This is a genomic window from Streptomyces sp. SID486, from assembly GCF_009865385.1.
Lineage (GTDB): Bacteria > Actinomycetota > Actinomycetes > Streptomycetales > Streptomycetaceae > Streptomyces.
Genome location: NZ_WWJT01000088.1, coordinates 1 through 243 on the forward strand (window position 1 = coordinate 1; position 243 = coordinate 243).

The following is a 243-nucleotide window of genomic DNA, read 5'->3' on the forward strand; positions in this document are numbered from 1 at the left end:
CGGATCACGGCCAGCACCTCGTGCCCGTTGCGCCGCGCGTCGGAGAGCCGCTCCAGGACCAGGACGCCCAGTCCCTCGGAGAAGCCGGTGCCGGCCGCGTCGTCGGCGAAGGACCGGCAGCGGCCGTCCGGGGAGAGGGCGCCCTGCCGGCTGAACTCCACGTAGGTGCCCGGCGACGCCATCACCGTCACTCCCCCGGCCAGCGCGAGGGTGCACTCGCCCTGCCGCAGCGCCTGCGCCGCC

Annotated in this window: 1 protein-coding gene; it reads right to left on the minus strand. The window is 76.5% G+C overall.

Annotated elements, in window-relative coordinates:
• On the minus strand, positions 1 to 243 hold a 243-nt coding region (locus tag GT045_RS04360), incomplete at both ends, for a beta-ketoacyl synthase N-terminal-like domain-containing protein (protein ID WP_161291480.1).